The organism is Streptomyces sp. TRM68367 (assembly GCF_014495685.1).
Lineage (GTDB): Bacteria > Actinomycetota > Actinomycetes > Streptomycetales > Streptomycetaceae > Streptomyces.
This window is the reverse complement of sequence record NZ_JACTVI010000026.1, coordinates 34,352-55,773: the sequence shown is the minus strand read 5'-3', so window position 1 is coordinate 55,773 and position 21,422 is coordinate 34,352. Positions and strand designations below refer to the sequence as shown.

17 protein-coding genes and 3 pseudogenes are annotated in these 21,422 nt (G+C 71.6%); 9 read left to right on the top strand and 11 right to left on the bottom strand.

Annotated elements, in window-relative coordinates; translation table 11 throughout:
- Positions 1-40 precede the first annotated feature (40 nt).
- Together H8R17_RS19030 and H8R17_RS19025 are read right to left on the bottom strand one after the other, a co-directional pair.
- Complete coding sequence (locus H8R17_RS19030; protein WP_187824401.1) at positions 41-1,492, bottom strand: penicillin-binding protein 2; 1,452 nt, start codon at positions 1,490-1,492, stop codon at positions 41-43.
- A 142-nt stretch (positions 1,493-1,634) separates the two neighbouring features.
- Positions 1,635-2,408: an IclR family transcriptional regulator gene (locus tag H8R17_RS19025; protein ID WP_187824400.1), complete on the bottom strand. Its 774-nt coding sequence runs from the start codon at positions 2,406-2,408 to the stop codon at positions 1,635-1,637.
- 155 nt (positions 2,409-2,563) lie between these two features.
- Between H8R17_RS19025 and H8R17_RS19020 the strand changes: the two genes are divergently transcribed.
- From H8R17_RS19020 to H8R17_RS18980, 8 genes and pseudogenes are all read left to right on the top strand, one after another.
- Positions 2,564-4,090, top strand: a complete 1,527-nt coding sequence (locus H8R17_RS19020) for an aldehyde dehydrogenase (NADP(+)) (protein WP_187824399.1) — start codon at positions 2,564-2,566, stop codon at positions 4,088-4,090.
- A 138-nt stretch (positions 4,091-4,228) separates the two neighbouring features.
- Entirely contained in the window at positions 4,229-4,837 is a 609-nt protein-coding gene (locus H8R17_RS19015) for a DUF1349 domain-containing protein (protein WP_187824398.1), read from the top strand.
- Between the two features lie 275 nt (positions 4,838-5,112).
- Complete coding sequence (locus H8R17_RS46940; RefSeq protein WP_262505347.1) at positions 5,113-5,679, top strand: hypothetical protein; 567 nt, start codon at positions 5,113-5,115, stop codon at positions 5,677-5,679.
- Complete coding sequence (locus tag H8R17_RS19000) at positions 5,676-6,188, top strand: GNAT family N-acetyltransferase (protein ID WP_187824397.1); 513 nt, start codon at positions 5,676-5,678, stop codon at positions 6,186-6,188. The genes H8R17_RS46940 and H8R17_RS19000 overlap by 4 nt, the downstream gene beginning before the upstream one ends.
- Positions 6,189-6,263: 75 nt before the next feature.
- Positions 6,264-6,980: a DsbA family oxidoreductase gene (locus tag H8R17_RS18995; RefSeq protein WP_187824396.1), complete on the top strand. Its 717-nt coding sequence runs from the start codon at positions 6,264-6,266 to the stop codon at positions 6,978-6,980.
- Between the two features lie 120 nt (positions 6,981-7,100).
- Positions 7,101-8,153 (top strand): aminotransferase class V-fold PLP-dependent enzyme, encoded by a 1,053-nt coding sequence (locus tag H8R17_RS18990; RefSeq protein WP_187824395.1) that lies wholly within the window; start codon positions 7,101-7,103, stop codon positions 8,151-8,153.
- A 46-nt stretch (positions 8,154-8,199) separates the two neighbouring features.
- Positions 8,200-8,701 (top strand): annotated as a pseudogene (locus H8R17_RS18985) (sigma factor).
- Entirely contained in the window at positions 8,698-9,717 is a 1,020-nt protein-coding gene (locus H8R17_RS18980) for a maleylpyruvate isomerase family mycothiol-dependent enzyme (RefSeq protein WP_187824394.1), read from the top strand. The pseudogene H8R17_RS18985 and the gene H8R17_RS18980 overlap by 4 nt, the downstream one beginning before the upstream one ends.
- 24 nt (positions 9,718-9,741) lie before the next feature.
- Here H8R17_RS18980 and H8R17_RS18975 read toward each other — a convergent pair.
- The 7 genes and pseudogenes from H8R17_RS18975 to H8R17_RS18945 all read right to left on the bottom strand — a co-directional run.
- Positions 9,742-9,882 (bottom strand): annotated as a pseudogene (locus H8R17_RS18975) (ectoine hydroxylase); the annotation flags it as partial.
- A 294-nt stretch (positions 9,883-10,176) separates the two neighbouring features.
- Complete coding sequence (locus H8R17_RS18970) at positions 10,177-12,522, bottom strand: alpha-xylosidase (RefSeq protein ID WP_187824393.1); 2,346 nt, start codon at positions 12,520-12,522, stop codon at positions 10,177-10,179.
- Between the two features lie 2 nt (positions 12,523-12,524).
- Entirely contained in the window at positions 12,525-13,352 is an 828-nt protein-coding gene (locus tag H8R17_RS18965; RefSeq protein ID WP_187824392.1) for a carbohydrate ABC transporter permease, read from the bottom strand.
- Complete coding sequence (locus H8R17_RS18960; protein WP_187824391.1) at positions 13,349-14,314, bottom strand: carbohydrate ABC transporter permease; 966 nt, start codon at positions 14,312-14,314, stop codon at positions 13,349-13,351. The genes H8R17_RS18965 and H8R17_RS18960 overlap by 4 nt, the downstream gene beginning before the upstream one ends.
- Entirely contained in the window at positions 14,311-15,561 is a 1,251-nt protein-coding gene (locus tag H8R17_RS18955; RefSeq protein WP_187824390.1) for a sugar ABC transporter substrate-binding protein, read from the bottom strand. The genes H8R17_RS18960 and H8R17_RS18955 overlap by 4 nt, the downstream gene beginning before the upstream one ends.
- A gap of 71 nt (positions 15,562-15,632) precedes the next feature.
- The gene (locus tag H8R17_RS18950) at positions 15,633-16,577 is read right to left on the bottom strand and encodes a LacI family DNA-binding transcriptional regulator (RefSeq protein ID WP_187824389.1); all 945 of its coding nucleotides are present in this window, start codon (positions 16,575-16,577) and stop codon (positions 15,633-15,635) included.
- A gap of 2 nt (positions 16,578-16,579) precedes the next feature.
- Positions 16,580-19,030: a SpoIIE family protein phosphatase gene (locus H8R17_RS18945; protein WP_187824388.1), complete on the bottom strand. Its 2,451-nt coding sequence runs from the start codon at positions 19,028-19,030 to the stop codon at positions 16,580-16,582.
- 394 nt (positions 19,031-19,424) lie between these two features.
- Here H8R17_RS18945 and H8R17_RS18935 point away from each other — a divergent pair.
- A pseudogene (locus H8R17_RS18935) lies at positions 19,425-19,890 on the top strand (glycosyltransferase family 2 protein); the annotation flags it as partial.
- A 204-nt stretch (positions 19,891-20,094) separates the two neighbouring features.
- Here the strand turns inward: H8R17_RS18935 and thpD are convergent.
- Both thpD and H8R17_RS18925 read right to left on the bottom strand, forming a co-directional pair.
- Positions 20,095-20,985 (bottom strand): ectoine hydroxylase, encoded by an 891-nt coding sequence (thpD, locus tag H8R17_RS18930; protein ID WP_187824387.1) that lies wholly within the window; start codon positions 20,983-20,985, stop codon positions 20,095-20,097.
- Between the two features lie 3 nt (positions 20,986-20,988).
- Entirely contained in the window at positions 20,989-21,393 is a 405-nt protein-coding gene (locus H8R17_RS18925; protein ID WP_187824386.1) for an ectoine synthase, read from the bottom strand.
- Between the last annotated feature and the right edge of the window lie 29 nt (positions 21,394-21,422).

The following is a 21,422-nucleotide window of genomic DNA, read 5'->3' as shown; positions in this document are numbered from 1 at the left end:
GAAGTGGGGGCAGCCCCCGAGTGGCTGCCCCCACACCCCCTCAGTTCTGCAGCGCTGCCTTCATCATCGCCTTGGCCACCGGCGCCGCCAGCCCGTTACCACTGACCTCCGACCGCGCGGCGTCGGACTGCTCCACGACCACCGCGACCGCGACCTCCTTGCCGTCGGCCTTCCCGTACGACGTGAACCAGGCATACGGCGTCTGGCTGTTGTTCTCACCATGCTGAGCGGTACCGGTCTTACCACCCACCGTCACGCCAGGGATCTGCGCATTCGTACCGGTGCCCTTGTCCACGACCGTCCGCATCGCCGACTGCAGCTGCTCCGCGGTCGAGGAGCTGACGATCTTCTTCGTGCCCGCGTCGTCGTCGTAGTTCCGCAGTACGTCACCGCCACTGTCGGTGATCTGCGACACCATGTGCGGCGAAACGAGCTCGCCGCCGTTGGCGATGGCCGCCGACACCATGGCCATCTGCAGCGGCGTCGCCGTGACGTCGAACTGGCCGATGCCCGTCAGCGCGGTCTGCGAAGGCACCATGTCCGAGGGATACACGCTCGGGTACGCCCGCACCGGCACGTCCTGCTCCTGGTCGTTGAACCCGAACTTGTCCGCCATCGCCCGCACCTTGTCCTGCCCCAGGTCGACGGCCATCTTCGCGAACACGTTGTTGCAGGAGTACTGCAACGCGACCCGGATCGTGGCGTTCTCACAGGGCGCGGACCGGTTCTCGTTCGTCAGCACGGTCCTGGTGCCCGGCAGCGTGTACGGGTTGGGGCTGTCGGTCCGCTCGTCCACCGACGAGTACAGCCCGTCCTCCAGCGCGGCCGACGCCACGACCAGCTTGAACGTCGAACCCGGCGGCAGCGGCTGCCGCAGCGCACGGTTGGTCAGCGGCTTGTCCGGGTCGGCGTTGAGTTCCTGCCACGCCTTGCCCGCGGTGTTGGCGTCGGTCAGCGACGTCGGGTCGTACGACGGCGTCGACACGACCCCGAGGATCCGGCCGGTCTTCGGGTCGATCGCGACGGCCGCGCCCTGCTTGTCGCCGAGCGTGTCGTACCCCGCCTTCTGCACGTCCGGGTCGATCGTCGTGACCACGTTGCCCGGATCGGCACGCTGGTTCGTGACCATGTCCATCACGGTCTTCAGCCGGGGGTCGGTGCCGTTGAGCAGGTCCTGGTAGATGCCCTCGAGCTGGGTGGGCGCGTAGGCCTGCGAGGCGTAGCCCGTCACCGCCGCGTACAGCGGACCGTCCGTGTACGTGCGCTTGTACCTGAGGTCGCTGCCCTTCGTCGGGGCCGAGCCGGTGACCGACTTGCCTGCCACGATGATGTTCCCCAGCGGCTGCGAGTACGTCTCGATCGCGTTGCGCCGGTTGTCCTTGTCGTCCGCGAGCGCCTGACCGTCGTAGAACTGCACCCAGGTCGCTCTCAACAGCAGAGCGAACACCAGCAGCAGGGTGAAGACGGACGCGTGTCTGATCGTCTTGTTCATTCCGTCCAGAAGGACGTCCGGGCGGGAGTGAATCGTTCCCTTCCGCCGGTTTTCTCATCCGACGTTCATGTGAGCTCGGGGCCGGCCAGCTGCCGCGGCAGCGCCCCGAAGATGCTGCCGCCGCCGTCCCGTGAGCCGCGGGTCAGAGTCTCCGGGTGGCCAGCGTCAGCCGGTCGCGGGCGTCGAACAGGGCGTCCTTGACCAGCTGCTCGTGCGCGGGGGTCAGCCGGGCCACCGGGACCGAGCAGCTGATGGCGTCCCGCGCCGGAGTGCGGTAGGGGATCGCCACGCCGAAGCAGCGCAGCCCCAGCGTGTTCTCCTCGCGGTCCACGGCGAAGCCCTGCTCGCGCACCTGGTGCAGCTCCTCGATGAGCTTCTCGCGGTCGGTGATGGTGTTCTCGGTGAGGGCGGGCAGGGTCTCCGGGAGCATCTTGCGGACCTGCTCGTCGGTGTACGTGCTGAGCAGTGCCTTGCCCAGGGACGTGGAGTGCGCGGGCAGCCGGCGGCCGACCCGGGTGAAGGGGCGCAGGTAGTGCTGGGACTGGCGGGTGGCGAGGTAGACGACGTTCGTGCCGTCCAGGCGCGCCAGGTGGATGGTCTCCGTGGTGTCGTCCGAGAGGCGGTCCAGTGTCGGGCGGGCCGCCGCGACCACCTCGTCGCCGTCGATGTACGACGTGCCCACCAGCAGCGCCCGTACGCCGATGCCGTACCGTGTGCCCGTCGCGTCCGTCTCCACCCAGCCCAGCTCCACGAGCGTGCGCAGCAGCATGTACAGGCTGGACTTGGGGTACCCGACGGCCTCCTGGACCGCCGCAAGAGAGTGCATTCCGGGCCGACCCGCGAAGTACTCCAGCAGTTCAACCGTCCGCACTGCGGACTTGACCTGCGCTCCGCCGCCTGTCTCGCCTGCCGACATCGCCCTTGACCCCTTCGTTCGACGAGAAGCTGGAGATATAGTCTCCGACAGCATATTCATCATCACAGACAGCGTTCAGTATATCGAACACTGCTGGTGGAGATGACGTACATACTGCGGCATAGCATGCGGCAATCAATGTGGAGGGATCCGCGGTGGCAGCACCAGTCTGGAGTGTCGACCCCCGAACCGGGAAGCAGCGCGAGCAGGTTGCGGTGGAGGCCACAGCCCAGGAAGTGGACGCCGCCGTCCGTGCCGCCCAGGCCGCGCGTGGCGCGCTGACCGACCGCACCGTCCGTGCGGCCTTCCTGCGCTCGGCCGCCGACGAGCTCGAAGCGGCCAAGGACGCGCTCGTCGAGACCGCCGACGCGGAGACCGCGCTCGGCCCGGTCCGGCTGACCGGCGAGCTCGCCCGCACCTGCTTCCAGCTGCGGGCCTTCGCCGACATCGTCGACGAGGGCGCGTTCCTGGACGTCGTCATCAACCACCCCGACAACACCGCGACGCCGCCGATCCCGGACCTGCGCCGCTACAAGGTGCCGCTGGGTGTCGTCGCCGTCTACTCGGCGTCGAACTTCCCGTTCGCCTTCTCCGTCGCCGGCGGCGACACCGCGAGCGCCCTCGCGGCCGGCTGCCCGGTCGTCGTCAAGGCGCACCCCGACCACCCGGCGCTGTCCGAGCTGGTCGCCAAGGTGCTGCGCCGGGCCGCCGCGGCGCACTCCGTTCCCGAGGGCGTGCTGGGGCTGGTGCACGGCTTCGAGGCCGGCATCGAGCTGATCAAGCACCCGCTGGTCGCTGCGGCCGGCTTCACCGGGTCGGTGCGCGGTGGCCGTGCCCTGTTCGACGCGGCGGCCGCGCGTGACGTCCCGATCCCGTTCCACGGTGAGCTGGGCTCGCTGAACCCCGTGCTGATCACCGAGGCCGCCGCGGCGGAGCGCGCCGAGCAGCTCGGCAGCGGGCTCGCGGGCTCGATGACGATGGGTGTCGGCCAGTTCTGTGTGAAGCCGGGTCTGGTGCTCGCGCCGTCGGGTGCCTCGGGTGACCGTCTGCTCAAGTCGCTCACGGAGGCCGTCAGCAACGTCGACGCCGGGGTTCTGCTGGACCACCGCATGCGGGACAACTTCCTCGCGGGTGTCGCGGAGCGCACGCAGCTCGCCGGCGTCGAGTCCCCGGTGACCGCGGGTGCGGGCGGGGAGCACACGGTGAGCCCGGGCTTCCTGACCGTCCCGGCGGACAAGCTGGCGGCGCAGGGCGCCCACGATCTGCTCCTGGAGGAGTGCTTCGGGCCGCTCACTGTCGTGGTGCGCTACGAGGACGAGGACGAGGCGAAGGCCGTACTGTCGCGGCTGCCGGGGAATCTCACCGCGACCGTGCATCTGTCCGACGGGGAGGCCGCGGGAGAGGGCCGGGGGCCCGAGCTGCTGGCCGAGCTGACGCCGCTGGCGGGGCGTGTGCTGGTGAACGGCTGGCCGACGGGTGTGGCCGTGGCTCCCGCCCAGCATCACGGTGGTCCGTACCCGGCGACGACCTCCACGTCCACGTCGGTGGGCGGTACGGCGATCGAGCGGTGGCTGCGGCCGGTTGCGTATCAGAACGCGCCGGAGGCCTTGCTGCCGCCGGAGCTGAAGGATGACAACCCGCTGGGGCTGCCGCGGCGGTTCAACGGGCGGCTTGAGCGGTAGCGCTCCGCGGGTAGCGCCGTAGGGGGTGCGGTGAGTTGCGGGCTGCGGCTTCGTTGTGATTGCTCGCGCCCACCGCGGCGGAGCCGCAAATGGACACAGCCCCGGGCCCCTCATTGGTGGGCTGAGAGACTCGGTGCCATGGATGTGAAGTTTCCCGAACTCCCCTTCCTTCTGCGCACCTATGGGCCGGACGGACATTGGTCCCATGAGGACGGGGTTCTGACCGGGTGGGCCGGTCCTCGGCAGGATCGGTTTGTGCCGCCCACGGATGAGGGATTGGACCCTGCCGCTGATGCGCCCCGGCTGCTCGGTGCCCCCGAGGGGGACTTTCAGCTGATCGCGCGGGTCACCGTGGGGTTCAACGCCTCGTTCGATGCCGGGGTGCTGTATGTCCATGTGGGGGAGCGGGCCTGGGCCAAGTTGTGTCTGGAGTACTCGCCGGATGTGCCGACCGTGTGCACGGTGGTCACGCGGGGGCACTCCGATGACGCCAACTCCTTCAGCGTGGAGGGGAGTTCGGTCTGGCTGCGGGTGAGCCGCACCGGTCGGGCCTTCGCCTTCCACGCCTCCCGGGACGGGGAACGCTGGACCTTCGTCCGGCTGTTCACGCTGGGCGGCGAGGAGGAGACGGGTGCGGCCCTGGTGGGCTTCATGACGCAGTCGCCGATGGGGGAGGGCTGCGTGGTGACGTACGACCACATCGAGTACAGGCCGAGCTGGCCGAGCGATCTGCGGGACGGCAGCTGAGGCGGATCGAGGAGGGAGCGTGCGAGGACGTACCGCTGTGGTGCTGGTGCACGGCCCGCTCGTGGGTGCTTCGGTGTGGCAGCCGGTCGCGCGGGTGCTCGGCGCCCGGGGGTATGTGACGGTCATGCCCTCCCTGGCCGAGGCCATGGGCGGGGCTGGGCCGTACTGTCCCGGGCTGGCCGCCGCGGTCGCCGAGGAGATCGCCCGGCGCGGTGACGAGCGGGTCGTGCTGGTGGGGCACAGCGGTGCCGGTGCCCTGCTGCCCGCCGTCGCGCATGCCGCGGCGGGTTGCGCTCGCCGGTGCGGTGTTCGCCGACGCGCTGCTGCCGCACCCTGGCCGGCCCTGGTTCGACACCGCTCCGCCGGACATGCGGGAGCAGCTGCGCGGAGTGGCCGCGGGCGGGACGCTGCCGCCCTGGAACACATGGTTCCCGCCGGGCACGATCGAGGCTCTGCTGCCCGACCCCGGCCTGCGCGCCCGCTTCTGCCGGGACCTGCCTCGCGTCCCGCTGGCCCACTTCGAGGAACCCGCTCCCCACGTGCCCGCCCTCCCGGGCGCCTACCCGACCGGGCCGGGGCGGCGGGATGGCGTGTCGTGCGTCGCGCGAGCCATCACCTGGCCCTCCTCACCGAACCGGAGGACATCGGTGCTGTGCTGGCGGACCTGGTCCGGGACCGCCCGGGCTGACGCCCGGGCGGGACTGCCCGACGGACGCCGGGCCACGACGTACTGGGAGCACGCCCACCTGGTCCGCCGCACAGGGCTGACGCCGAGGGCGTGCCGGGCGCAGTTCAGCCGCCTGGGAACCGGGTCCGGAGCGGACGCGTCATCTGTTGCATGATCAGAGCGCATCGGACCGTCCGGTCCCTGGTGATCAGAACCGCCCTGCCCGCCGAGGCCGCCTCCGTCGCCGAGCTGCACCTGCGGGCCCGGGCCACCTACTACCCGGACGGGCTGCCGGACGCCGACGCCGACTGGCCGGGCCGGTGGCGGGAGGTCATCGAGCGGCCCGAGGGCCAGGTGCTGTGCGCGGTGCGCGACGGCAGGCTGGTCGGCATCGCCTCGTTCCGCCCCGCGGAGGGCGCCCCCGCGGACACGGTCAAGCTGGTCCAGTTCCACGTCGACCCCGGCCACTGGCGCACCGGCGTCGGTACGGCCCTGCACACGGCCTGCGTCGAGCAGTGGCGGGCCGACGGCCGGTGCACGGCCGTCCTGGACGTGCACCGGGACAACGAACGGGCGCAGGCCTTCTACGCCCGCCAGGGCTGGGTCCCGGACCCGGAGCAGCAGCCGCCCGCCGAGGACAAGGACCACCATCTGTGCCTGCGCTTCGCCGTGCCCGGGGAATGAGCCGATCTCCTTGAACGTTCACCTATTCTGGCGGAGGGAGTCTCCGTACCCGTACGACCTGGAGAGAGCCGACACATGCGCGTCGAGATCTGGAGCGACATCGCCTGCCCCTGGTGTTACGTGGGCAAGGCCCGCTTCGAGAAGGCGCTGCGGGCCTTCCCGCACCGCGACGGGGTCGAGGTGGTGCACCGGTCGTTCGAGCTGGACCCGGGCCGCGCCAAGGACGACATCCAGCCCGTGATCACGATGCTCACCCGGAAGTACGGGATGAGCGCGGCGCAGGCCGAGGCCGGTGAGGACAACCTGGGCGCCCAGGCCGCCGCCGAGGGGCTCGACTACCGCACCCGGGGCCGCGACCACGGCAGCACCTTCGACATGCACCGGCTGCTGCACCTCGCCAAGGAGCAGGGCAGGCAGGACGAGCTGCTCGGCCTGCTGTACCGGGCGAACTTCGCCGAAGAGCGTTCCGTCTTCAACGACGACGAGCGGCTCGTCGAGCTGGCCGTCGCCGCCGGTCTCGACGCGGACGCCGTCCGCACGGTCCTCGCCGATCCGGACGCGTACGCCGACGCCGTCCGCGCCGACGAGCGCGAGGTTGCCGAGCTGGGCGCGAACGGCGTGCCCTTCTTCGTCCTCGACCGGAAGTACGGCGTCTCCGGCGCCCAGCCCGCCGAGGTGTTCACGCAGGCCCTCACGCAGGCGTGGGGCGAGCGCGGGCCGCTGACCCTCGTCCAGGACGAGGCCGCGGACGCCTGCGGTCCGGACGGCTGCGCGGTGCCGCAGCAGCAGTGAGGCCGGGAAGGCGGGGGGCGAATAAAACAGCAGGTCGGCGCGGATCTATAAGCGCCGCTTAGCGGAACCACGTAAAAATGCGCAATGGACGGGGCGTTCTCCGAGGCCCAGAGTGGAGGCATGGAGACCTTCGAGAGCCTCGTCCGTACCGAGTTCGCCCCGAAGCACACCTTCCTGAACACCGCCGGCAACGGGCTGCTCCCGGCCCGTACCGTCGCCGCCCTCGACGAGGCGGCGCGGATGCGGGCCGAGGGCCGGCCGTTGAACGCGCTGTGGGACGACGTGGAGGCCGCCCGGGCCGCCTTCGCCCGGATCGCCGGCGTCCCCGTCGGCCGGGTGGCCACGGGATCCTCGGTGGCCACCTACACCGGGCTGGTCGCCGCCTCCCTCCCGGAGGGCGCCGAAGTCCTCACCGCCGACGACGACTTCACCTCCGTCGTGAACCCCTTCCACGTCCGCGGCGACCTCAAGGTGCGCAGTGTCCCGCTGGAGCGGATCGCCGAGTCCGTCCGCCCCGGCACCGCGCTCGTCGCGGTCAGCGCCGCCCAGTCCGCCGACGGCCGCGTCGCCGACCTGCCCGCGCTGCGCGAGGCGGCCCGCGCCCACGGCGCCCGCACCTACGTCGACTTCTCCCAGTCCGCCGGATGGCTGCCGATGGACGCCGGCGCGTACGACTACAGCGTCTGCGTCAGCTACAAGTGGCTGGTCGGCCCGCACGGCGCGGCCTTCCTCGTCGTCCCCGAGGACTTCGGCTCGCTCACGCCGATCCTGGCCGGCTGGGTCGCGGGCGAGCAGCCCTGGGACAGCTGCTACGGCCCGGTCACCGAACTCGCCCACTCCGCCCGCCGTTTCGACCTGCCGCCCGCCCTGTTCACCTACGCCGGAGCGCGCCGCTCCCTCGCCCTGATCGAGGAACTCGGTGTGGCGGCCATCCAGGTCCACGACCTGGCCCTCGCCGACCGCTTCCGCGCGGGGCTCGCCGGCCTCGGGCACGAAGCCCTGCCGTCCCCCGGCTCGGCGATCGTCTCCGTCCCCGGACTCGGCCACCGCCAGCCCGAACTGAGCCGCGCCGGCGTCCAGGTCTCCAACCGGGCCGGCAATCTGCGGGCGTCCTTCCACCTGTACAACACGCCCGCGGACGTCGACCGCCTGCTGGACGTCCTGTCCGGCTGAACCGCTGGCGCCGTCCCGGTGCGGGGCGCTGGGAAGGGCACCGGGGGTGAAGGTGCCGGTGGAGCCGGCGGACAGGACGCCCGCGCGACCAGCCGCCGACGCGGAGCTGCACCGGCGGCTGGTGTACGGCGACGAGTCCGCGCCGGCCGAGGCGTACACCGCGTACGGCGGGCTGGTGCGGCGGGTCCGTGCGCGTCACCCGCAGCGCGGCCGCCGCCGAGGACGTGGTGCAGGAGGTCTTCGCCCACCTGCGGAGCAGGCCGTACGCCTTCGGTACGCGCCGCGGGAGCCTGCGCACCTGGCTGTCGCTGCTCGCCACCGGCGGGCCGTGGACCGGGTGCGCGGCGAGGCCCGGCATCTACTTCGCCGGCCGCACCTACCGCCGGGCCGTCGCCGAACTCGGCATCCCTGAGGGCACTGCCAAGTCCCGGCTGCGCAGGGCGTTGCACACTTTGGCGGAGTCTTTGGCCGATCCGCCCCGGCCCGGCGCCGCGAAGGGGCGCATGATGGCGGAAGGGGAAACGGCCGGGGAAGGAGGCACACGGTGAGCACGGATCACGACACGCTCCGGCACCTGCTCGCCGCCTGGGCCTTCGACGCCCTGCCCCCGGACGAGCGCGACACGGTCACTCACCACCTGGCCGACTGCCCCGACTGCACCGCCGAGGCGGAACGCCTGCGCGGGATCGTACGGCTGCTCGAGGGCCCGCCCGGGCACAACGGCGCGGGCGCCGCTTCCGTCACCGACCTGCTGGCCGGCGTGCTGAATGGGCGGGGTGCGCCGACGCGGGTCGCCGGGCATGCCGCGCCGTACGCCGCCGCCGTCGCCGGGCTCAAGGCGCTGCTGCCGGAGGTGGAGGGGCGATGGAGCACGCCGGTCGTGTACGACTGGGACGTGCAGGCCACCGTCGCTCATCTGCTCGCCGCGGATGAGCCGCTCGCGGAGCAGCTGGGGATCGCCGCGCGGGTGCCGGTCTCGTCGGTCTCGCCGGTCGAGGAGGGCGGCGGGTGGGAGGACGCCTGGAACCGGCGTACCGCCGACGTGATCGCCCACGAGCACGCGCGGACGCCCGAGGAGACCGTCGCCGCGTGGGCGGACCAGGCGGCGGACCTGCTCGCCACGCCCGAGGCCCGGGACCTCGAGCGCGCCGCCCGGGCCGTGACGCTGATGGGCCTCCGGCTGCCCGTCGCCGACCACTTCCTGGTGCGCGCCTTCGAGGCGTGGATCCACACCGACGACATCGGGCGCGCCGTCGGCCTCGCCGTCCCGCCGCCGCCCGACGAGCACCTGGGGCGCCTCGTCCGCCTCGCCGTCCGCATCCTCGGTCTGGCCCTCGGGCCCACCGCGCCGCCGGTGCTGTTCGCGGTCAGCGGCGGCGCCGAGGAGTGGGTGCTGGGCTCCGGGGACGATCCCGTACGCGGTGAACTCGTCCTGGACCCGGTCGACTTCTGCCTGCTGGTCGGCGGCCGGTACGCGCCGGACACGGTGCCGCGCGGGGCGGCGGGTGACGAGGGCGCCGTACGGAACGTACTGGAGAGGGCGGCGTCACTGTCCTGGCTGTGACGCCGCCCTCTCCGGCCAGCACTCCTACTTGACCGGCGTGAAGTCCCTCGCCCCGATGTACTCCGGCCGCCGCACCGGCGCCGCGAACGGCTCCACCGCCTGGTTCTCCACGCTGTTGAACACGATGAACACGTTGCTGCGCGGGAACGGCGTCATGTTGGCGCCATACCGCGCAAAGGTCGTGCCGGAGGCCTCAGGTGCTAAGTCGCTGGTCAGACGGCCTTAGCCGCAGCTGTCACTACCTGTCTGCCGGGCGCACGTCATCCGTCAGCCCGTGTATTGCCCGCGCCCGCGTCCGGGCCGTGCCCGAGCTCAGCCGGCTCCCTCTCGACGAGCAACGTGAGTCCCTGCGTGCGGTGCTGTCGCCAGCACGGCTGGCCGTGCCCTTCCCTAGTCTCGGGTGTGAATCCCGAAGCGGCTCCATCTGGGCCGGGTCGGACACTTTCCGGCCCTTCGCCGTCACCAGTCCGCGCCCGGCCACGCGTCCACATCGGTCGGTACGCCGTCCACCTCGGCCGTCGCAAGGGCGTGCCGACGGCCCGGGGCGGCGACGTGGAGTCGGAGGCCGCGGCCCTCGGTGCGGAGGGTCAGGTGGTCGTCGTGGGGCCGGTGCGCGGTGATGACGGTTCGGGTGCCGTCCTCGTCGTACAGGACGCTTCGGGCCGTGCGGGAGGGCGTAGCCCGAGGCCGGACCCAGACGGCGGTCACCTCCCCGAAGGGGGCGCTGCCCGCGCGGTCGGCGGGGGCGGTGGTGAGCAGGAGGCTGCCCGCACGCAGCCAGAGCGGGGCCGTGGGCAGGAGGAGGTCGACCGAGTGCCAGCAGGGGCCGGTGACCGGGGCACCGCCCTGATACGGCAGCCACTCGCCGGGCGGGAACCAGACCTGCCGCCGGCCTCCCGGCGCGTACAGCGGGGCGACCAGCAGGCCGGGGCCCAGCAGGTACTGGAGGTCCGCGGCATGGGAGTCCGGGCGGTCCGGATGGTCCAGGGGCATCGGGCGGGCGAGGGGTTCGCCGGTGCGGACCGCCTCTACGGCGGCCGCGTACAGGTACGGCAGCAAACTCATCCGCAGGCGGGCCGCGTGCAACACGGCCGCGTACGCCTCCTCGCCGAAGTCCCAGGGCAGCCGGGAGGTCGTGCCGTGGAACCGGCTGAGTGGCGACAGCAGGCCGAACTGGGCCCAGCGTACAAAGAGTTCGGCGTCCGGAGTGCCGTGGAAGCCGCCGATGTCGTGGCTCCAGAAGGGGTGGCCGGAGAGGGAGAGGGAGAGGCCGGCGCGGAGCGTGGAGGCCAGGTCCTGCCAGCTGGCTCTGGGGTCGCCGGTCCATTTGGCGCCGTGTCGCTGACCGCCGGTCCAGGTGGAGCGCCCCCAGGTCAGGCCGTGGCTCGCGGTGACCTCCCGGGTCACCTCGGCGACCAGGTCGTTGTAGAGGAGGGGGTAGAGGTTGTGAAGGCGGTCGCCGGTCATGCCGTTGTGGGCGACGGCATCCGCGGGGACCGCCTCGCCGAAGTCGGTCTTCAGCACGGACGCGCCACTGGCGAGCGCCTCGCGGATGCGCCCGCGGAACCAGTCGACGGCGCCCGGGTGGGTGAGATCCAGGAGCGCCGTCTCCGGATGCGCGTCGCCCCAGAGCCGGCCGACCCACGTGTCGCCGGAGGCGGAGTCGGTGTCGGTGCCCGTGCGGGTGCGCAGGAACCAGCCGTTGCGCTTCACCTCGGTGAAGTACGGGCTGTCGACACCGATGTACGGGTTCATCCAGAGCGAGACGTGGAGTCCCTCCGCGGCCAGGTCCTCCACCAGCCCCCGCGGGTCGGGGAACGCCTCGGTGTCCCAGCGCATGTCGGACCAGGAGCCGTGCGGCTGCCAGTAGGTGTCGATGTGCAGGACATCGCAGGGGAAGCGGTGTTCGCGGATGCGGCGAGCGCGGTCGCGCACCTCTTCGGCGCTGTCCCGGCGGAAGCCGCCGGAGATCCAGGGGCCGAAGGCCCACTTGGGCGGCAGCAGGGCGGGGCCTGTGAGGTCGCGGTAGGCGGCGAGGCACTCGCCGGGGGTGCCGGTGATCAGGTAGTAGTCGAGTTCCTCGTCGGGGACGATCACCGTCCACGCGCCGGTGTTGTGGTGGGCGAGGTCGAAGGACGCCGGCGTGGTGGTGTCCACCAGCACGGCGTATCCCCGGCTGGAGAGCAGGAAGGGCACGGCCTTGTAGGAGCGGGTGCCGGTGGAGCCGAGGGCGTCCTGGACCCAGCACTGGACTCGCTGCCCGCGCAGGTCGAGGCCGGTGAAGCGTTCACCGAGGCCGTAAAAGTGCTCGTCGGGTTCGGCGATCCAGCTGTCGTGGTGGGCGAGGCGGCCGTCCGCGAGTTCGGTCACGCCGAACGGGAGCACGGTCAGGTGGTCGTCCGGGTCGCGCACGTCGGTGGCCTGACGCACTGTCCGGCCGTGGCGGTCGGTCAGCGACATGGTGAAGGGGGAGAGGCGGATCTCGACCCGCAGGGCTTCGAGGCGCAGGGTGACCGTGCCGGGGGACCGCTCCACGGTGCAGCCGTGTACTGACTCGTTGACGACGGAGATCCGTGGCGAGGTCAGTACGTCGGACATCCGCAGGGTGATCCGTGCGGCACTGCCCGTCGCGGGGCACAGCCGGAGCGTGCCCGTGCGTCCGCGGGCTGTGCGGACGTTCAGGCTCACGCCGTGTGCGCCGGCCTCCGCGACGTACGCGGTGACCACCGGATCGACGGGACCGGCGGGAGTCAGGGGCGGGGGCGGTGCGACGTAGGCCGCCCGGTCACGGGGATGCAGTGACATGTTCAACCCCTCATGCTGCCGGCGGTCAGCCCGCCGACGATGAACCGTTGGAAGAGAGCGAAGACGCACACCACCGGAAGGCTGATGAGGGTGGCGGTGGCCATCAGGGCTCCCCACGAGGTGCCGTGCTGGCCGATGAAGGCGTTGAGCAGGACGGTGACGGGCTGCACGTCGGGTCCCTCGGCGAGGGTGAGACCGAAGAGGAACTCACCCCATCCGATCAGGAAGGACAGCCCGGCCGCGGCGACGATGCCCGGCACCATGAGCGGCAGGACGACGCGCAGCAGCACGCCGGGCAGTCCGCAGCCGTCGACCAGGGCGGCCTCCTCCAGTTCGCGTGGGACGCCGCGCAGCACGGGACGCAGGACGATCACCATGAAAGGCAGAGTGAGCGTCGTGTCGGCCGCGATCAGGCCCAGGTAGGTGTCGTCGAGACCGGCCCGGCGTTCGAGGATGAACAGCGGCGCCGCCAGCGTGATGGCGGGCGGCAGCTGGGCGAGGAGCAGGGCGAGCACCATCGTGCCCGAGCCGCGCATCCAAACCCGGGCGAGGGCGTAGGCGAGCGGGACGCCCAGCAGCAGGGTGAGCGCCACCACACCGCAGGAGATCACCGCGCTGTTGAGCAGGGCCCGGGACAGTCCTCCGTAGCCCAGCGCCGTACGGTAGTTCTCCCCGGTGAGCGGTGCGGGCACCCACTGCGGGGACGCGGTCAGAATGCGGTCCGGCGACGTGAGGCTGGTCTTGGCCATCCAGTACACCGGCAGCAGGAAGGCCGCGGTGAGGACCGCGGCGGTCGCGGTCAGCAGCCAGGGATGGCGCGGCGGTTTCACACGGCACCCCCGGTCGCTTCCTCGCGGCGCAGGCGCCAGACGTAGGAGCCGCCGACGAGGAGCGGTACGGCGAGCAGCAGCAGGCCCGCGGCCGCCCCCTGCCCGAACCGGAAGAACCTGAAGAAGACCTCGTAGACGTAGAGGGACAGCACGCGGGTGGCGTCGACGGGGCCGCCGCCCGTCATGACGAAGACGATGTCGAAGACCTTGAAGGTGTAGACGAGGCCGAGGAGCAGCACGGTCACCGAGACGGGACGCATCAGCGGAAGGGTGATCCGGCGGAAGCGCCGCCAGGCGTCGGCGCCGTCGATGGCGGCCGCCTCGTGGAGTTCCGGGTCGATGGTGTGCAGCCCCACGAGGAGCAGCAGCATGTTGAAGGGCACGCCGACCCAGACGTTGGCGAAGACCACTCCCGCCATGGACGTGGACGGGTCGGTGAGCCAGTCGTGGGACAGGGCGCCCAGGCCCACCGCACTCAGCAGGGCGTTGTAGGCGCCGGACTCCGCGTTCAGCAGCCAGCGGAAGAGCGTGCCGCTGATCACGGGGGGAAGCAGCCAGGCCACCAGCAGCAGGGACCGCAGCAGGCCGTTCAGCGGGAACGGCCGGGCGAAGAGCAGCGCCAGGGCGAAGCCGATGGTGAACTGCAGCACCAGTGACCCCAGGGTGAAGACCACCGAGAGGCGCACGGAGTGCCAGAAGGAGGGGTCGGCGACCGTGACGCGGTAGTTGTGGAGGCCGTTGAACGGCTGGTCCCCGCCGAGCAGGGCGCTCAGTCTCACGTCGTGGAGGGACGTCCAGACGTTGTAGAACAGCGGGTAGGCCAGGAAGAGGGCGAGGAAGGTCATCCCCGGGAGGCAGAACAGGTAGGCCGCGCGCCGCAGTCGCGCGGACGGGGAGGGCCGGCCCCACCGGCGCCGTGGGCCCCACGGGTCTTTCGGCGCGGTGCGATCGCGCGCCGTCATCGCCCGCCCAGCGCCTTGTCGATCTTTCCGGCGGCGGTCCTCGCCGCCGTGGAGGGCGACGCTGAACCGGTGAACACGGCCTGTTCCGCCTCGACGACGGCCTGCGAGGCGTCGGCGTAGCGCGGTCCGTACCGGCGAGGGCGGGCGAGGGGCAGTTGGCTGAGGAAGAGCCGCAGGGCCGGATCGGACGCCCACGTGCCCTTGTCGCCCATGTCCTTGCGCGCGGGGAGGTTGCCGAAGGACACCAGGTACGGCACCAGGGCCGACGGACGCTGGGTGTACTCCAGGACCTCCCACGCCTTGTCGAGATGCTCGCTGTCGGCCATCAGGACCCAGTTCTCCCCGCCCAGGCAGGTGGCGGCCGCCTTGCCGCGGGGCAGGGCCACCACGTTCCACTCGAAGTCCGCCTGCTTGAGCGTGGGGATCTGCCAGGGGCCGTTGATCTGCAGGGCCGCGCGCTGGTCGAGGAACCGCGTGTTGACGTCCTGCTGGGTCCAGCCCACGCACTGCTCGGACAGGGAGCCCTTGGCGATCAGGTCGTCGAGGAAGGACAGCGCCGTCGCGCCGTCGGTGGCGAAGGTGTCGAGGTCGCCGCCCGCCTGCCACAGGAACGGCAGGAACTGGAACATCCCCTCCTCGGTCTTGATCGCGCTCAGCGCCAGGCTGAACCGGTCCCCGGTGGTCAGCCGCTCGGCGGCGGAGGCCAGCTCGTCCCAGGTGGTGGGGGGTGCCACGCCGGCGGACTCGAGCACTCGGGTGTTGTAGTAGAGGGCGAGGCAGTTGCTGTTGTTGGGGATGCCCAGGGTCTTCCCGCCGACCTGGCAGCCGTCCCAGGGGCCTTTGTAGTACTGGTCGGCCTGGCCCCACTCCTTGACGCGGTCGGTGAGGTCGGCCAGCAGGTCGCTGCCGCCCAGGGTGTTCATGGCGACGTTGTCGACGATGGCGATGTCCGGCAGGTCGCCTGAGATCGCGCCCAGGGTGATCTGCCGGTCGAGGTCCGCGAACGGGAAGGTCCGCCGCTCGATCCTGACGTTCGGGACGTCGGCCTCGATGTCCTTGATGAGGCGGTTCATCCCAGGCTGGAAGTTGTCCAGGGTGAAGTAGTCCCACCAGGTGAGGGTGACCGTCTCGGACGTGCCGCCCGTCGAGCCGGAGCCGCAGGAGGCCACGGCACCGCCGAGGGTGAGGGCGGCCGCTCCCGCGCCCGCGGTACGCAGGAAGCCACGGCGGTCGACGGGATACGACATGCTCAGCTCCCGGGGGTCGGTGATCGAAGACGCGGAATGTGACGTATCCACAAGGCGTAGAATCTGACTTATCAGAAATCTATGCCGAAATCTGGGAATTGGGTTTCCGATTCGGAGCCGGGCACCGCGGGGCGGGGACCGGTGCTGGCACGCAGCGTGATCAGAGGCTTCAGCAGGACGTGCCGGGGAGCCGAGCCGGGGGGACGCAGTCGCTCCATCATCAGCTCGACGGCGAGCCGGCTCATCTCCTTGGCGGGGATCTCGGCGGCGGTGAGCGGCGGGTTCACCTGCTCGGCCCAGGGGCTGGCCGCCACGCCGACGACCGAGAAGTCGCGCGGCACGCTGCGGCCGTGCCGCGTCAGCCCGCGGTAGACGCCTTCCAGGGCCGCCTCGTTCATGGTGACCAGGGAGGTGGTGGCCGGGTCGTCGCGCAGAATGTGTTCCACGACCGTCTCACCCGATGCGAGGTCGTCGCCGCACAGGTACGCGCGCGGTGGAAGGCCCAGCTCCGCCATCGTCTCGGTGTAGCCCTCGTGTCCGAGCCGGGCGAAGCCGTATCCGCTGTTGAACAGCTGCTCCGACCGGTTGACGAAGGCGATCCTGCGGTGCCCGAGGTCGGCGAGGTGCCGGACGCAGCCGCTCGCCAGACCGGCGAAGTCCAGATCGACCCAGCCGGCGTCGCAGGTCCCGTGGTTACGGCCGATGGCGACGAACGGGAAACCCGCCTCGGCGAGATGCTCGATGCGGTCGTCCTCGCGCCGGATCTCCATGACGATCACGCCGTCCACCCGCCGCTCGCCGACCATGCGCCGAAACGAGGGGTCGTCGCGCGTGCCGGCGGGAGAGAGCAGCACGTCGTAGCCGTACCGGGCGGCGAACTCGGCCACCGAGCCGACGAAGGCGAGCTGCATCGAGGTGTAGTCCCGGTCGCGGCCGGCCGGCGGATAGAGCAGCCCGAGCGTGTGCGTTCCCGTCTCGGTGGGTGCGGTCGCGGCGTCGCCCGTTCGCTCGGTCATGGTCAGCCGACCGGGAGGGATTGCTCGGCCCAGATGGTCTTGCCGGTCGGGGTCTGGCGGGTGCCCCAGCCCTGGGTGAGCTGGGCGACCATGTGCAGCCCTCGTCCGCCCTCGTCGTAGGTGCGGGCGCGGCGCAGGTGGGGGGCGGTGCTGCTGGCGTCGGACACCTCGCAGATCAGGGTCCGGTCCCGGATCAGCCGCAGCCCTATCGGTACGGCGCCGTAGCGGATGGCGTTGGTGACCAGCTCGCTCACCACCAGTTCGGTGACGAACCCCGCCTCCTGCAGTCCCCAGGCCGCCAGCTGGCGGGCGGTCTGGGCGCGGGCGTCGGCCACGATCGCGGGGTCGGCCGGCAGGGTCCAGGCGGCCACCTGGTCGGTGTGCAGGGCCCGGGAGCGGGCGAGGAGCAGGGCCACGTCGTCGGCGGGGCTGTCGGGCAGCAGGGCCTTGAGGACGGCGTCGCAGGTGACCTCCAGCGAGGGAACGGGGGAGGCCAGGGCTTCGCAGAGCCGTTCGAGGCCGAGGTTGACGTCGTGGTCGCGGGCCTCGACCAGGCCGTCGGTGTAGAAGGCCAGCAGGCTTCCCTCGGGCAGCTCCAGCTCGGTGGGCTCGAAGGGCAGGCCGCCGACGCCCAGCAACGGGCCGGGGGTGAGCCGGACCACGCTGACCGTGCCGTCGGGCAGCAGGAGGGCGGGCGGGACGTGGCCGGCGCTGGCGAGGGTGCAGACGCGGGACACCGGGTCGTAGACGGCGTACAGGCAGGTCGCGCCGATCTCGCCGGCGTACGGCTCGTCGCGGACCGCGGCGTCGTCGTCGGAGGTGAGGTGGATGACCAGGTCGTCGAGGTGGGTGAGGAGTTCGTCCGGCGGCAGGTCGACGTCGGCGAGGGTGCGCACCGCGGTGCGCAGCCGTCCCATGGTGGCCGAGGCGTGGATGCCGTGTCCGACCACGTCACCGACGACCAGGGCCACGCGGGTGCCCGACAAGGGGATGACGTCGAACCAGTCGCCGCCCACCCCTGCGCCCGTCCCGGCCGGCAGATAGCGGTACGCCACCTCGACGGCCGCCTGCTTGGGCAGATCGCGCGGCAGCAGACTGCGCTGGAGGGTGAGGGCGTTGGTCCGCTCGCGGGTGTAGCGGCGGGCGTTGTCGATGCCGACGGCCGCCCGGCCGGCGAGTTCCTCGGCGAGGATCAGGTCGTCCCGCTGGAAGGGAGCGGAGCCGGCGGTGCGGGCGAAGACGGCCACTCCGAGCGTGACGCCCCGGGCCCGCAGGGGGGCGGCCATGACCGAGTGGAAGCCGTACTGCCGGACGCGGGCGCTTCGCGTCTCGCTCTCGGCGATCCACCGCGCGAAGTCGGGATCGTCCGTGCCGCTGAGCACGGGGTGTCCACCGGCCAGGGAGCGGGCGGGGGGTGAGAACGGGGGGTAGGTGTCGATCGCGCCCAGGTCGACGGCGGCCTCGGGCACCCCGTCGGCGGAGGACTGGTGCGCGACCCGGCGCAGTACCACGGCCGCGTCGACCGGCCCGGAGACCGGTTCCTCCCCGCGCGTCACGGAGTCGAGCAGGTCCACGCTGACGAAGTCGGCGAGCCGCGGAACGGCCAGATCGGCGAGTTCCCGGGCGGTGCGCGTCACGTTCAGCGTGGTGCCGATGCGGGTGCCCGCCTCGTTCAGCAGGGCCAGTCGCCGACGCGCCGAGTGCTGCTCGCTGCTGTCGAACGTCGCGGTGCCGACGCCGACCACCTCGCGGGTGGCGGGATCCCGCACGGGCCACAGTTCGGTGATCCAGGCGCGCTGCCCGGCGGAGGCGGCGGGCGGAGCCGGGCCGACGCGTTCGTAGCGCATCGGCCCGGCCTCTTCGGCGACCCGGCGAACGCACCGCAGGAACCCTTCGTCGGCGCCGGCCTCCCCCAGGGGGGCCGGGGACGGCACCGAGGGAGCCCCGTCCGGCCGCGCTGCCCCGCCCGGGCCCGTGCGCTCCTGTACGTCCGCTTCCGCCGCCGCGTTCAGCAGCCATGAGCGTGACGCGGCGGTGTAGGTGGACTGCGGAATCGAGGACTGGGCGAATGCCCATTCCACCATCCTGCGGTCGTACTCCGACTCGGCGGGAGCCGTCGTGGCGGTCACGACGAACCCCTGGGCCGCACCGTCGCCGCCCAGCGACGGATGGGCATGCAGGGTCAGCTCGACGCGTCGGCCGTCCCGGTGCCGGAGCAGTGCGGTGCCGCTCCACTCCCGTGAGGCGACCAGCGCGAGCCCGGCCGCTTCGGGGGGCTCCTGAGCGAAGAGAAGGTCGGCCGCGGCGCGTCCCACGACCTCCGGGGCGCGGTAACCCAGCAGGAGCTGGGCACCCTCGCTCCACCCCGTGACGATGCCCCCCAGGCTGATGGTGGCTGTCGCGGCATTGACTGACCACCCGTTGTGACCACGGGTCTGATCGTAAGTGGCCATCCTTGCTCAATTCGGACTCGTGAGGTGACTCACAGTCCAAGCGTGCGCGCCGCAAAAGAGTCGGACAAGTCGGATGGGATCGGCGTGCCTGTCGTCATCGGCGGGACGCTGGTGACGTGGGCGACTCGGGCAGGACGGGCGGCGGGTACGCCGGTGCGCTGCTCGCGAGGAAGATCGGGGTCAGGGCGGGGCACCGGGTGCGGCTCCGTCACGCTCCGCCGCGGTGGAACATCCCGGGGCTGCCCGACGACTGCGACGTCGCCCCCGGTGGCCCGCGCCGGGCGGACGTCACCGTCGCCTTCTACCGGGAGTGCGCCGAACCGGTCGCCCAGGCGCCCGGGCTCGTCGGTGACCTCGCCCACGCCATGCGGAAGGACGGGATCGGGGTGAGGACATGGCGCCACCGAGGATCGCCGTCGCGTGGTGACCATGGGCAACCGGCCCGCCGAGGCCGACGCGCTGCTGGAGTCCGTGGCCAAGCACGACGTGCCGCCCGAGCGGATCGTGATCGTCGGCAACGGCTGCCCGAGTTCGCCCGGCGGCTGTCACTGCCCGGCGAGGTCACCCCGATCGAGCTCGACGAGAACCTCGGCCGCCCCGGCGGGCGGAACGCGGCCCTCGCCCGGCTGCGGGAGTTCGGGGACATCGACGTCGTCGTCGAGCTCGATGACGACGGTCTGCTGGTCGACGCCGATGTGCTGCGCCGCGTCCAGGACCTGTTCGCGGCCGACGACCGGCTCGGCATCGCCGGCTTCCGCATCGCCGACGAGTTCGGCGAGACGTAGCAGCGGCACGTGCCGCGGATAGGCAAGTCGGACCCGCTGCGGGGCGGGTACGTCACCGGGTTCCTCGGCGGCGGCACGCACTGCGGATGGCCCGTGGACAGCCGCAGAACGCCGGTGACAGCCGTAAGCAGTCGGACCCGCACGCCCTCGGGCGGAGGCGGGTCCGACTGCTTTACGGGCGTTGCAGAGCCGGGCCGCGTGCCGGAGGAAGCGTGCTCCTCCGGCACGTCGCGGACCCGACCCGCGGCTGTCTTTTGCCTGGTCAGCCGGGGTGCAACGTCACCGCACCGGGGTGAAGTCCCGCGCCCCGATGAACTCCGGCCGCCGCACCGGCGCCGCGAACGGCTCCACCGCCTGGTTCTCCACGCTGTTGAACACGATGAACACGTTGCTGCGCGGGAACGGCGTGATGTTGTCCCCGGAGCCGTGCATGCAGTTGCAGTCGAACCAGGTCGCCGACCCGGCCTTGCCGGTGAACAGCTTGATGCCGTACTCGGAGGCCAGCGCGGTCAGCGCCTCGTCGGAGGGCGTGCCCGCGTCCTGCATCTGCAAGGACATCTTGTAGTTGTCCTTCGGCGTGGCCCCCGCGCACCCGAGGAACGTCTTGTGCGACCCCGGCATGATCATGAGCCCGCCGTTGGTGTCGTAGTTCTCGGTCAGCGCGATCGAGACGGACACCGTACGCATCCGGGGCAGCCCGTCCTCGGCGTGCCAGGTCTCGAAGTCCGAGTGCCAGTAGAAGCCACTGGCCCCGAAGCCCGGCTTGACGTTGATCCGCGACTGGTGGACGTACACGTCCGAGCCGAGGATCTGCCGTGCCCGCCCCACCACGCGCTCGTCGCGCACGAGGTTCGCGAACACCCCGCTGATCTTGTGGACCTCGAAGACGGACCGGATCTCCTTGGACTTCGGCTCGATGATCGAGCGTTCGTCGGCGCGGATGTCCGGGTCCGTGACGAGCCGCTCCAGCTCCTGCCGGTAGACGGTCACCTCGTCGTCGGTGATGAGCTGGTCGATGGCCAGGAAGCCGTCGCGCTCAAACGCCTGGAGGCCGTCCGGCGTGATCGGTCCGGGCGCGTCGGGGGCGCCCCAGACGACCGGGTCCTGCCGGGGGGTGGACACCTCGGTGGCGCCGCGGCTGGGGTAGAGATCGGTGACGGTCGTGGTCATGAATCACACCTCCTCGGGTTCGGTGAGCAGCGGGTAGACCCCGTTCTCGTCGTGGTCCTCACGGCCGGTCACGGGGGGGTTGAACACGCAGAGGCAGCGGAAGTCCTCCTTCACCCGCAGCGTGTGCCGCTCGTGCCCGTCCAGGAGGTACATGGTGCCGGGAGTGATCGTGTGGATCTTCCCGGTCTCATGGTCGGTGAGCTCCGCCTCGCCCTCGACGCACACGACGGCCTCGACATGGTTGGCATACCACATCGATGTCTCGGTACCCGCGTACAGGGTCGTCTCGTGCAGGGAGAAGCCGACCCTCTCCTTGGCGAGGATGATGCGTTTGCTCTCCCACGTGCCGGACGCCGATTTGACGTGCCGGTCGGTTCCTTCGATCTCCTTGAACGAACGGACAATCACGGTGCTGCGATGCCTCCTAGATGGGTGGT

What these genes read in the sequence shown, in the direction of transcription:
- H8R17_RS19030 (WP_187824401.1), bottom strand. Translation starts at nt 1,492, where the DNA reads ATGAACAAGACGATCAGACACGCGTCCGTCTTCACCCTGCTGCTGGTG.
- H8R17_RS19025 (WP_187824400.1), bottom strand. Translation starts at nt 2,408, where the DNA reads ATGTCGGCAGGCGAGACAGGCGGCGGAGCGCAGGTCAAGTCCGCAGTG.
- H8R17_RS19015 (WP_187824398.1), top strand. Translation starts at nt 4,229, where the DNA reads ATGGATGTGAAGTTTCCCGAACTCCCCTTCCTTCTGCGCACCTATGGG.
- H8R17_RS46940 (WP_262505347.1), top strand. Translation starts at nt 5,113, where the DNA reads ATGCCGCGGCGGGTTGCGCTCGCCGGTGCGGTGTTCGCCGACGCGCTG.
- H8R17_RS19000 (WP_187824397.1), top strand. Translation starts at nt 5,676, where the DNA reads ATGATCAGAGCGCATCGGACCGTCCGGTCCCTGGTGATCAGAACCGCC.
- H8R17_RS18995 (WP_187824396.1), top strand. Translation starts at nt 6,264, where the DNA reads ATGCGCGTCGAGATCTGGAGCGACATCGCCTGCCCCTGGTGTTACGTG.
- H8R17_RS18990 (WP_187824395.1), top strand. Translation starts at nt 7,101, where the DNA reads ATGGAGACCTTCGAGAGCCTCGTCCGTACCGAGTTCGCCCCGAAGCAC.
- H8R17_RS18970 (WP_187824393.1), bottom strand. Translation starts at nt 12,522, where the DNA reads ATGTCACTGCATCCCCGTGACCGGGCGGCCTACGTCGCACCGCCCCCG.
- H8R17_RS18960 (WP_187824391.1), bottom strand. Translation starts at nt 14,314, where the DNA reads ATGACGGCGCGCGATCGCACCGCGCCGAAAGACCCGTGGGGCCCACGG.
- H8R17_RS18955 (WP_187824390.1), bottom strand. Translation starts at nt 15,561, where the DNA reads ATGTCGTATCCCGTCGACCGCCGTGGCTTCCTGCGTACCGCGGGCGCG.
- H8R17_RS18950 (WP_187824389.1), bottom strand. Translation starts at nt 16,577, where the DNA reads ATGACCGAGCGAACGGGCGACGCCGCGACCGCACCCACCGAGACGGGA.
- H8R17_RS18945 (WP_187824388.1), bottom strand. Translation starts at nt 19,030, where the DNA reads ATGGCCACTTACGATCAGACCCGTGGTCACAACGGGTGGTCAGTCAAT.
- thpD (WP_187824387.1), bottom strand. Translation starts at nt 20,985, where the DNA reads ATGACCACGACCGTCACCGATCTCTACCCCAGCCGCGGCGCCACCGAG.